11 protein-coding genes are annotated in these 10,284 nt (G+C 71.3%); 10 read left to right on the top strand and 1 reads right to left on the bottom strand.

What is annotated here, in order from left to right; all coding sequences use genetic code 11:
• Nucleotides 1-16 precede the first annotated feature (16 nt).
• From mihF to ACOACQ_RS17205, 10 genes are all read left to right on the top strand, one after another.
• Nucleotides 17-337, top strand: a complete 321-nt coding sequence (mihF, locus tag ACOACQ_RS17250) for an integration host factor, actinobacterial type (RefSeq protein ID WP_182376527.1) — start codon at nt 17-19, stop codon at nt 335-337.
• Entirely contained in the window at nt 330-896 is a 567-nt protein-coding gene (gene gmk / locus ACOACQ_RS17245; RefSeq protein WP_378597968.1) for a guanylate kinase, read from the top strand. Before mihF ends, gmk begins: the two co-directional genes overlap by 8 nt.
• Before the next feature lie 11 nt (nt 897-907).
• Nucleotides 908-1,222: a DNA-directed RNA polymerase subunit omega gene (rpoZ, locus tag ACOACQ_RS17240; protein ID WP_056711745.1), complete on the top strand. Its 315-nt coding sequence runs from the start codon at nt 908-910 to the stop codon at nt 1,220-1,222.
• A 13-nt stretch (nt 1,223-1,235) separates the two neighbouring features.
• Nucleotides 1,236-2,471 (top strand): bifunctional phosphopantothenoylcysteine decarboxylase/phosphopantothenate--cysteine ligase CoaBC, encoded by a 1,236-nt coding sequence (gene coaBC / locus ACOACQ_RS17235; protein WP_420288879.1) that lies wholly within the window; start codon nt 1,236-1,238, stop codon nt 2,469-2,471.
• A gap of 128 nt (nt 2,472-2,599) precedes the next feature.
• Nucleotides 2,600-3,799, top strand: a complete 1,200-nt coding sequence (gene metK, locus ACOACQ_RS17230; protein WP_378597972.1) for a methionine adenosyltransferase — start codon at nt 2,600-2,602, stop codon at nt 3,797-3,799.
• 109 nt (nt 3,800-3,908) lie between these two features.
• Nucleotides 3,909-5,960 carry a primosomal protein N' gene (locus ACOACQ_RS17225; protein WP_420288878.1) on the top strand — a complete coding sequence of 684 codons (2,052 nt, stop codon included), beginning with the start codon at nt 3,909-3,911 and terminating at the stop codon, nt 5,958-5,960.
• A 4-nt stretch (nt 5,961-5,964) separates the two neighbouring features.
• Nucleotides 5,965-6,510, top strand: a complete 546-nt coding sequence (gene def, locus ACOACQ_RS17220; RefSeq protein WP_378598390.1) for a peptide deformylase — start codon at nt 5,965-5,967, stop codon at nt 6,508-6,510.
• Nucleotides 6,507-7,433, top strand: coding sequence for a methionyl-tRNA formyltransferase (fmt, locus tag ACOACQ_RS17215; protein WP_420288877.1), 927 nt, complete (start codon nt 6,507-6,509; stop codon nt 7,431-7,433). The genes def and fmt overlap by 4 nt, the downstream gene beginning before the upstream one ends.
• Nucleotides 7,430-8,824 (top strand): RsmB/NOP family class I SAM-dependent RNA methyltransferase, encoded by a 1,395-nt coding sequence (locus ACOACQ_RS17210; RefSeq protein ID WP_420288876.1) that lies wholly within the window; start codon nt 7,430-7,432, stop codon nt 8,822-8,824. The genes fmt and ACOACQ_RS17210 overlap by 4 nt, the downstream gene beginning before the upstream one ends.
• Nucleotides 8,825-8,852: 28 nt before the next feature.
• Entirely contained in the window at nt 8,853-9,869 is a 1,017-nt protein-coding gene (locus tag ACOACQ_RS17205) for an LLM class flavin-dependent oxidoreductase (RefSeq protein WP_378597262.1), read from the top strand.
• Nucleotides 9,870-9,872: 3 nt separating this feature from the next.
• Here ACOACQ_RS17205 and ACOACQ_RS17200 read toward each other — a convergent pair whose 3' ends face one another.
• Complete coding sequence (locus ACOACQ_RS17200; protein WP_420288875.1) at nt 9,873-10,244, bottom strand: MerR family transcriptional regulator; 372 nt, start codon at nt 10,242-10,244, stop codon at nt 9,873-9,875.
• Nucleotides 10,245-10,284: the final 40 nt, after the last annotated feature.

The following is a 10,284-nucleotide window of genomic DNA, read 5'->3' as shown; positions in this document are numbered from 1 at the left end:
CCGAAGGATCCCTTTCGTGGCCTTGCCTCCCCTGACACCCGAACAGCGCCAGGCTGCCCTCGCGAAGGCGGCGGCCGCGCGGCGCGAACGGGCCGAGGTGAAGAACCGGTTGAAGAACTCGGGCGGGTCGATCAGCGAGGTCCTCGCGCAGGGCCAGGTCAACGATGTCGTCGGCAAGATGAAGGTCCTCGACCTGCTGCAGGCCGTTCCCGGCCTCGGCAAGGTCCGCGCCCGGCAGGTGATGGAGCGCCTCGGCATTGCCGAGTCCCGGCGGGTCCGCGGTCTCGGCACGAAGCAGATCGCCGCTCTGGAGCGCGAGTTCGCGCCCGGTGAGTAGTCGTCTCTTCGTCCTTGCCGGGCCCACTGCGGTCGGCAAGGGCACCGTTGCTGCCGCCATGCGCGACCAGCATCCCGAGGTCTTCCTGTCCGTCTCGGCGACGACCCGGAGCCCGCGACCGGGCGAGGTGGACGGCGTCCACTACCACTTCGTCGACGACGCGACCTTCGACGCGATGATCGCCGAGGACCAGCTGCTCGAGTGGGCCGTGGTCCACGGCGTGAACCGCTACGGCACCCCGCGCGGACCCGTGGACGAGGCGCTGGCCGCCGATCGTCCGGCCATGCTGGAGATCGATCTGCAGGGTGCCCGCCAGGTCCGCAAGACGATGCCCGAGGCCGTCTTCGTGTTCCTCAAGCCGCCGTCGTGGGACGAACTGGTCCGCCGCCTGGTGGGTCGCGGGACCGAGGGCGAGGAGGAGCGGGAGCGCCGACTGGCCACCGCGCGCCTCGAACTGGCCGCCGAGTCGGAGTTCGACGTCACCATCGTGAACGTGGAAGTTAACGCTGCGGTCCAGGACTTGGTAGCCTTAATGGTTGATTCCACCCACGAACTGTGAGGCTCTAACACGTGTCTGCCCCGAACATCGCCGCCGAGGGTGTCACCAACCCCCCGATCGACGACCTGCTGTCCAAGACCGACAGCAAGTACAAGCTGGTTCTCTACAGTGCCAAGCGCGCCCGGCAGATCAACGCCTACTACTCCCAGCTCGGCGAAGGCCTGCTGGAGTACGTCGGCCCGCTCGTGGAGACCCACGTCCAGGAGAAGCCGCTCTCGATCGCGCTGCGCGAGATCAGCCAGGACCTGCTGACCTGCGAGGACATCGACCCGGCCGAGATCGCTGCCGCCGAGGCTGCCGCGGCCGCGCCGGCTGCTGCTGAGTGAACTGACTCCAGCCATGCCCCGCGTCGTGCTCGGTGTGTCCGGCGGTATCGCGGCCTACAAGGCGTGCGAGTTGCTCCGCCGGTTCACCGAGTCCGGACATGACGTGACGGTCGTTCCGACCGCTGCGGCGCTGGAGTTCGTCGGCGCGCCCACGTGGGCCGCGCTGTCGGGCAAGCCGGTGTCCGCCGACGTCTGGTCAGCGGTCCACGAGGTGCCGCATGTGCGCCTCGGGCAGACCGCTGACCTGGTGGTCGTCGCTCCGGCGACCGCCGACCTGCTGGCCAAGGCCGCCCACGGGCTGGCCGACGACCTGCTCACGAACACCCTGCTCACCGCACGTTGTCCCGTCGTGCTGGCCCCGGCCATGCACACGGAGATGTGGGAGCACCCCGCGACGGCTGCCAATGTCGCCACCCTGCGCGCTCGCGGCATCGTGGTGATCGAGCCCGCCGAGGGCCGCCTGACCGGTGCCGACACCGGCAAGGGCCGGCTGCCCGAGCCGTCGGAGATCTTCGAGATCGCCCGCGACGTGCTCGCCCGCGTCTCGACCGGCGCCTCCGGGAGCCCGTCGCTCACCGACCTCGCCGGACGCAACGTCGTGGTTTCGGCCGGCGGCACCCGCGAACGGCTCGACCCGGTGCGCTTCCTCGGCAACCGCTCCTCGGGCCTGCAGGGCTACGCCCTGGCCCGCGCCGCGGCCGCACGTGGTGCGGAGGTCACGCTGATCGCCGCCAACGTGACCCTGCCCGACCCGGCCGGCGTGAAGGTCGTTCGCGTCGAGTCGACCGCAGAGCTGCGCGACGCCGTACTCACTGCCAGCGCCAGCGCTGACGCCGTGGTGATGGCGGCGGCGCCCGCCGATTTCCGTCCGCTGAACCGGTCGGACGTGAAGATCAAGAAGGCCGACGACGGCTCGGCGCCGTCGATCATGCTCGAGCAGAATCCCGACATCCTCAAGGAGATCTCGACGCACCGGGTCCGCCCGGACGCCGTGATCGTGGGATTCGCGGCAGAGACGGGCGACGCCACCGGCGGCGTCCTGGACCTGGCTCGGGCCAAGCTGGTCCGCAAGGGCTGCGACCTGCTCGTCGTCAACGACGTGAGCGGTGGCGCGGTCTTCGGGAGCGCCGACAACGAAGCGGTGATCCTGGGTTCCGACGGCTCGGCCGTCGAGGTTCCGCACGGATCGAAGTCCGCCCTCGCACACCTCATCTGGGACAACGTCGTCTCCCGTCTCAGCCAGCGATAGTGAGACGACCGGCCATGACTCCGGCCGGTCCGTATCGTTGGATCGACGACAACATCTGTCACACCGTCACTGCCGAGCGGGTTCGGGGGATCCCGTACTCGGTCTGAGAACCAGGAGCTTCCACCAACATGACCGGACGTCTGTTTACGTCGGAGTCGGTGACCGAGGGTCACCCGGACAAGATCGCCGACCAGATCAGCGACACGATCCTCGACTACCTCCTCGAGCACGACCCGTCGAGCCGGGTGGCCGTGGAGACGCTGTTGACCACCGGCCTGGTCGTTGTCGCCGGTGAGGTCACCACCTCGGCGTACGCCCCCGTCGCCCAGCTGGTTCGGGCGAAGATCCTCGAGATCGGCTACGACTCGTCCGAGAAGGGCTTCGACGGCAACTCCTGTGGCGTCCAGGTCGCCATCGGTGCGCAGTCCGCTGACATCGCGCAGGGCGTCGACGACGCCTTCGAGGAGCGCGTGGACGGCTCGGGCGACGAGCTCGACCGCCAGGGCGCCGGCGACCAGGGCCTGATGTTCGGCTACGCGTGTGACGACACCCCCGAGCTCTTCCCCCTGCCGATCAAGATCGCGCAGACCCTCGCCGAGAAGCTCACCGCGGTGCGCAAGGACGGCACGCTGCCCTACCTGCGTCCCGACGGCAAGACCCAGGTCACCATCGAGTATGACGAGGACGACCGTCCCCTGCGTATCGACACCGTGGTCCTCTCGACGCAGCACGCCGAGGACATCGACCAGGAGCAGCTCGCCAAGGACATCCTGGTCAACGTCATCGAGCCCGTTCTCGAGGCCTTCCAGGCCATCGTCCCGTCCGAGGGCTACCAGCTCTTCATCAACCCGACCGGCCGCTTCGTCGTCGGTGGCCCGATGGGTGACGCCGGCCTGACCGGCCGCAAGATCATCGTCGACACCTACGGCGGCATGGCCCGTCACGGTGGCGGCGCGTTCTCCGGCAAGGACCCGTCGAAGGTCGACCGTTCCGCGGCCTACGCCATGCGCTGGGTTGCCAAGAACATCGTTGCCGCGGGCCTGGCCCGTCGCGCCGAGGTCCAGGTCGCCTACGCGATCGGCGTCGCCAAGCCCGTCGGTGTCTTCGTGGAGACCTTCGGCACCGGAGTCGTTCCGGACGAGAAGATCCAGGAGGCCGTGCTCTCGGTCTTCGACCTGCGTCCCGGCGCGATCGTTCGCGACCTCGACCTGCTGCGCCCGATCTACGCCAAGACCGCTGCGTACGGCCACTTCGGCCGCGAGCTGCCCGAGTTCACCTGGGAGCGCACCGACCGCGCCGAGGCGCTCAAGGCTGCTGCCGGGATCTGATCCCACCAGCTTCACCAGACGCCCGTCGTCCCTGCCCGGGGACGGCGGGCGTCCGTGCATTTGCGGATCGCCCCGAGCCGCGTCGGGGGCCGCTGGTAGAACTGCGCCCATGACCCCGACCCCCGACGAGCCGGCACTGGAGCTGCCCGGCCTCGTGCGGGACCGGGCAGCGGAGGGTCGCGCCAAGGCGGCCGCGACGCGCGCCCGCAAGGTGGCGGAGACGGAGCTGGCCACGGTGGATCCGGTCGCCCGGGTCGTCCTCGAGGTGCCGTTGGCCCACCTGGACCGGGTGTTCGACTACCTCGTGCCCGCGGCGATGGACGAGGGAGCCGTCCCGGGAGCGCGGGTCAAGGTGCGCTTCGCCGGGCAGGCGGTGGACGGGTTCGTGGTGGAGCGGACCGCGGCGTCCGGGCATGACGGCGTGCTGTCGCCGCTGCGGCGACTCGTGAGTGCCGAGCCGGTGCTGAGCCCTGCCGTCGAGGCGCTGTGCCGCCGCGTGGCCGAGCGCTACGCCGGTGTCTCTGCCGATGTACGACGCCTCGCTGTCCCGCCCCGCCACGCGACCGCCGAGAAGGAGGCCTCGCCGACATCCCCGCCGTTGCCGGTGCTCACCGGCTGTGACGAGGCGTGGTCGCCGTACCCGGCCGCGGCGGCGTTCCTCGAGCACCTGCGCAGCGGCCACGCGCCGCGCGCTGTCTGGGGTGCTGGGCCGGGTGAGGACTGGCCGGCCCTGCTCGCACAGATGGCGGGTGCCGCGCTCGCCGCGGGGCGCGGGACGATCATCTGTCTTCCCGACCATCGTGACATCACCCGCGTCGACGCTGCGCTGACGGCGTTGCTGGGGGAGGGCCACCACGTCACGCTGCAGGCAGAGCCCGGCCCGGCTGCCCGCTACCGCGACTTCCTCGCGGTCAGTCGGGGCACCCGCAAGATCGTGGTCGGCCCGCGGTCCGCTGCCTTCGCCCCCGTGCACGACCTCGGGCTGGTCGTGATCTGGGATGACGGCGACGACCTGCACGCCGAGCCGCGGGCGCCGTACCCGCACACACGTGAGGTCCTGCTCCTGCGGGCCGATGAGGAGAACGCCGCCGCCCTGGTGGGCAGCTTCGCCCGCACCGTCGAGGCCGACCAGTTGTTGCGCTCGGGATGGGCCCGCGAGATCGCGTTGCCGCGAACCGAGGTCCGCGCCCGGGCTCTGGTTGCCGTGTCCGGTGCGACCGAGCAGGCGCTCGAACGCGACCCGAACAGCGCCGGCGCCCGGATACCGCGCGAGGCGCACCAGGCGATGAAGTGGGGCCTCGAGCGCGGGCCCGTGCTCGTGCAGACCCCGCGTGCGGGCTACGCGCTGCGCCTTGCCTGCGAGCGCTGCCGCACTCCGGCCCGCTGCACCGCGTGCGCCGGGCCGTTGGGACTGACCGGCCCGACGACGCCGCCGCGCTGCCGGCTGTGCGCCACCGAAGCGACGGCCTGGGCGTGTCCCGAGTGCGGTGCTGCCGGGCTCCGGTCCCCGATGCTCGGCGATGCCCGCACGGCCGACGAGCTGGGCCGGTCCTTCCCGAAGATCCCGGTGCTCGCCTCGTCCGGCGACCGGATCCGGGCAACGGTCGACGGCGCACCACGTCTCGTCGTGGCGACGCCGGGCGCCGAGCCAGTCGCCGACGGCGGGTACGCGGTCGTCGTACTCCTGGACACGTGGTGGGTGCTCGGGCGCGACAGCATGCGCGCTGCCGAAGAGGCCCTGCGGCGCTGGTGCAATGCGGTCGGACTCGTGCGACCCGGCGGGCGTGCGCTGGCGGTCGGTGATCCGGCCCAGCCCGCGCTGCAGGCCTTGGTGCGATGGGACCCGGCCGGGTTCGCCGCCCGCGAGGCGGAAGAGCGGCGTGAGGCCCGGTTGCCCCCGGCGGCACGGGTCGCCTCCCTCACTGGAGCCCCCGGCGCGGTCGACGACATGCGTGCCCTGCTGCACCTGCCGGAGGTCGCCGACGTCCTCGGGCCGGTGCCGGTCGAGGGCAACCCTGACGAGGAGCGCCTGGTCGTTCGGGTGCCCCGTGCGCAGGGTCCCGCGCTGTCGCGGGCGCTGGTGGAGGCGCAACGCCTGCGGTCGGCCCGCAAGCTCGATCCCGTGAGGATTCAGGTCGATCCCCCCGAACTCCTAGGATGACCCGGTGGCCATTCGACCCATCCGCCTGTTCGGCGACCCGATCCTGCGCAAGCCTGCGATCGAGGTCGTCGATTTCGACACCGACCTGCGGCAACTGGTCACCGACCTGACCGACACGATGCTGGAGGCCCCGGGCGCCGGCCTGGCCGCGCCGCAGATCGGGGTCGGGCTCCGCGTCTTCACCTGGTACGTCGACGGGGAGGTCGGCCACCTGGTCAACCCCTCGCTGCAGCTGTCCGACGAGACCCAGGACGGCGCCGAGGGGTGCCTGTCCCTGCCCGAGCTCACCTACGACTGCCTGCGAGCGATGTCGGTGGTCGCCTCCGGCTTCAACATGTACGGCGACCCGGTCCGCATCGAGGGATCCGAGCTGCTCGCGCGGGCGATCCAGCACGAGACCGACCACCTCGACGGGATCCTGTTCATCGACCGCCTCGACGCCGCGGCACGCAAGGCCGCGATGCGCGAGATCCGTGAGTCCGAGTGGTTCGGGCTCGAGAAGCCGACCGTGAAGCTGTCCCCCCACGCGACGGGAGGCTTCGGCCGATGAGAGTTGTCTTCGCCGGTACCCCCGAGGTGGCGGTCCCCGCCCTCGATGCGATCGTCGCGTCCCCCCATGAGCTGGTCGGCGTGATCACGCGACCCGACGCACCCTCGGGCCGTGGCCGCAAGCTGACCCCGAGCCCGGTCGGCCTGCGTGCCGAGGAGTTGGGCGTTCCGGTGCTCAAGCCGACGCACCCCCGCGACCCCGGGTTCCAGGCCGAGCTGAAGGCGCTCGAGCCCGACTGCTGCCCGGTCGTCGCCTACGGCGCCCTGATCCCGCGCAGTGCGCTCGACATCCCGAAGCACGGCTGGGTCAACCTGCACTTCTCGGTGCTGCCGGCCTGGCGCGGTGCGGCACCCGTCCAGCACTCCATCTGGGCGGGCGACGAGTACACCGGCGCCACCACGTTCCAGATCGTCGAGGCGCTCGACGCCGGTCCGACGTTCGGTGTGATGACCGAGCGCATCAAGCCCACCGACACCGCGGGTGACCTCCTGGAGCGGTTGGCCGAGGGCGGGTCCAGCCTGCTCGTCGCGACGCTCGACGGCATCGCTGACGGAGCCCTCGAGGCCCGTACCCAACCGCTCGAAGGTGTCAGCCTCGCACCGAAGATCACGGTCGAGGACGCCCGCATCAGCTGGACCGATCCGGCTGTCGGCATCGATCGGTTGATCCGTGCCTTCACTCCCGGCCCCGGCGCGTGGACCACGCTCGACGGCGAGCGGGTGAAGGTCGGCCCCGTGTCCGTCGAGGCGGACGCACCGGCCCTGGCCCCCGGCGCGATCAGCGTCGGCAAGAACCACGTCCTCGTCGGCACCGCCTCCGGTGCGGTGCGCCTGGGCGAGGTCAAGGCATTCGGCAAGAAGCAGATGGCAGCGGCCGACTGGGCACGCGGTGTGCGCTTGCCCGAGACCGCGATGTTCGAGTGAGCGGGTCTCGGGACGGCCGCCGCCGCAGGTCCACGGGGCCCGCACGCCCGCCCAAGCCGAAGAGCGACCCGGTCCGGGCGGCCGCACTCGACGTGCTCCGTGTCGTCCGCGTCGACGGCGGCTACACCAACCTGGTCCTGCCGTCGGTCATCGCCCACCACGGCCTGGTCGGACGCGACGCGGCGTTCGTCACCGAGCTCGCTGCCGGCACCATCCGCCGCCAGGGCACGTACGACGCCATCCTCGCCACCTGCATCGACCGGCCGCTGCGCAAGGTGGAGGTCGCCGTCCTCGACGCGCTCCGCCTCGGCGCCCACCAGCTGCTGGCGATGCGCGTGCCTTCGCACGCGGCGATCAACACGACGGTCGACCTCGTCCGCGACAAGGTCAGCGTCGGTGCCAGCGGCTTCGCCAACGCCGTCCTCCGCAAGGTCAGCAACCGTGACCTGGAGGCCTGGATCGCCGAGGTCGCGCCGGACATCGCGACCAACCCGAACGGTCACCTCGCGATCGCGCACAGCCACCCCGCCTGGGTCGTCGAGGCGCTCGGCCAGGCGGTCGGCGCCGACGACCTCCCGGCCCTGCTGGCCGCCGACAACGTCCCGCCCCGGGTGACCCTGGTGGCTCGCCCGGGACGCTCGAGCCGCGACGAGCTCCCCGGTACGCCGACGCCGTACTCCCCGTTCGGGACGGTGCTCTCCAGCGGTGGTGACCCGTCCGCGATCGCCGCGGTGGTCGAGGGACGTGCCGGCGTGCAGGACGAGGGTTCGCAGCTGGTCGCGCTCGCGCTGGCCGACGCCACTGTCGACGGCCGCGACCAGCGCTGGGTGGACCTGTGTGCCGGCCCGGGCGGCAAGGCCGCCTTGCTCGCTGCGCTGGCCACCGAGCGGGGCGCCCTGCTGATCGGCACCGAGCTGCACCACCACCGGGCGGGCCTCGTTGCCAAGGCAGCAGGTGCGGACCTGGCCGGCGTGCTGCAGACCGATGCGACCCGCGCGCCCTTCGCCGACGACAGCATCGACCGGATCCTGCTCGATGCACCGTGCACCGGCCTCGGCGCCCTGCGCCGCCGTCCGGAGGCGCGCTGGCGTCGTACTCCGGCGGACCTCGCCGACCTGGTCGCGCTCCAGCAGGCGCTGCTGACCGAGGCCGCGCGCATCCTGCGGCCCGGCGGAGCGTTGCTCTACGCCACCTGCTCGCCGGTGCTCGCGGAGACGGCCGATGTCGTGACGGCAGTGACCGGTGCTGTGCCGGGACTGCGGGTCGATGACGTGCGCCCGCTGCTGCCGGGCGTCACCGATGCCGACGGTCCGCTGCCCGGGACCGCCCAGCTGTGGCCGCACCGCCACGGCACCGACGCGATGTTCCTGGCGCTGCTCCGCAAGGAATGATCCAGACTGGTTGAAGGTTGAACGACCTGTGAAGAAGATCGGATTCCTTTCCTTCGGCCACTGGGCGGACAGCCCCGGTTCGCTGACGCGTACCGCCTCCGACACGCTGCTCCAGTCGATCGACCTCGCGGTCGCGGCGGAGGAGCTGGGTGCCGATGGCGCGTACTTCCGCGTCCACCACTTCGCCCGCCAGCTCGGCAGCCCCTTCCCGTTGCTCGCCGCGATCGGCGCCCGGACCAGCCGGATCGAGATCGGTACCGGTGTCATCGACATGCGGTACGAGAACCCGCTCTACTTCGCGGAAGACGCTGGGGCAGCCGACCTGATCTCCGGCGGCCGCCTGCAGCTCGGCATCTCGCGAGGCTCACCCGAGCAGGTCATCGACGGCTGGCGCCTCTTCGGGTACGCCCCGGCCGAGGGCGAGACCGAGGCCGACATGGCCCGTCGTCACACCGAGGTGTTGCTGGAGGTGCTGCGCGGCGAGGGCTTTGCGCAGCCGAACCCGCGCCCGATGTTCGCCAACCCGCCGGGACTGCTGCGGCTGGAGCCGTTCTCCGAGGGCCTTCGTGACCGGATCTGGTGGGGCGCTGCGTCGAACGGTACGGCGCGCTGGGCCGCCGGTCTGGGGATGAACCTGATGAGCTCGACGCTGAAGGAGGACGAGGGCGGCCAGCCGTTCCACGTCCAGCAAGCGGAGCAGATCCGGATCTTCCGCGACGCCTGGGCCGAAGCCGGCCACCCGCACGAGCCGCGGGTGTCGGTCAGCCGGTCGATCTTCCCGCTCGTCAACGAGCAGGACCGGATGTACTTCGGCGGTCGCCCGGACAGCGACCAGGTCGGCCAGATCGACAACATGCGCGCGATCTTCGGTCGCTCCTACGCCGCCGAACCGGATGCCCTCATCGAGCAGCTGCGCGAGGACGAGGCCATCGCCGAGGCGGACACGCTGCTGCTGACGGTGCCGAACCAGCTGGGTGTCGACTACAACGCCCACGTGATCGAGTCGATCCTGACCGAGGTCGCGCCGGCGCTCGGCTGGCGCTGAACCTCAGGAGCTCGCAGCCGCGTCGGACCGGGTCTGGGCGAGGTAGCGCCGGATCGTGTCGCGGCTGCGGGTCAGGCAGCTGATCCGCTGGTCGAGCCCTTCGAGCTCGGTCGCGAGCAGGTGCGAGACCTCGTCGGGGCAGGTGGCCTCTTCGCGGGCGCAGGCGTCTTCGGCCTCGAGGAGGACCTTGACCAACCGGGTCGGGATGCCGGCCTGGATCAGTCCGGCGGCGCGCTCGACCCGGTCGACATGGGCCTCGGTGTAGCTGCGGTAGCCGTTGTCCGCGCGGTCCGCGCTGACCAGCCCCTGCTGCTCGTAGTACCGGATCAGCCGGGCTGCGACGCCGGTGCGTTCGGCGACCTCACCGATCTTCATGTCTGCTGCCTCACAATCCTGACATCACGCCTTGACATTG

The sequence above is a fragment of the Nocardioides sp. CPCC 206347 genome, from assembly GCF_048654605.1.
GTDB lineage: Bacteria > Actinomycetota > Actinomycetes > Propionibacteriales > Nocardioidaceae > Nocardioides.
This window is presented reverse-complemented; position numbering and strand designations above follow the sequence as displayed.

Bases quoted from the DNA above. Each gene is read 5' to 3' on its own strand.
- coaBC (WP_420288879.1), top strand. From the start codon at position 1,236: ATGCCCCGCGTCGTGCTCGGTGTGTCCGGCGGTATCGCGGCCTACAAG.
- metK (WP_378597972.1), top strand. From the start codon at position 2,600: ATGACCGGACGTCTGTTTACGTCGGAGTCGGTGACCGAGGGTCACCCG.
- ACOACQ_RS17225 (WP_420288878.1), top strand. From the start codon at position 3,909: ATGACCCCGACCCCCGACGAGCCGGCACTGGAGCTGCCCGGCCTCGTG.
- fmt (WP_420288877.1), top strand. From the start codon at position 6,507: ATGAGAGTTGTCTTCGCCGGTACCCCCGAGGTGGCGGTCCCCGCCCTC.
- ACOACQ_RS17200 (WP_420288875.1), bottom strand. From the start codon at position 10,244: ATGAAGATCGGTGAGGTCGCCGAACGCACCGGCGTCGCAGCCCGGCTG.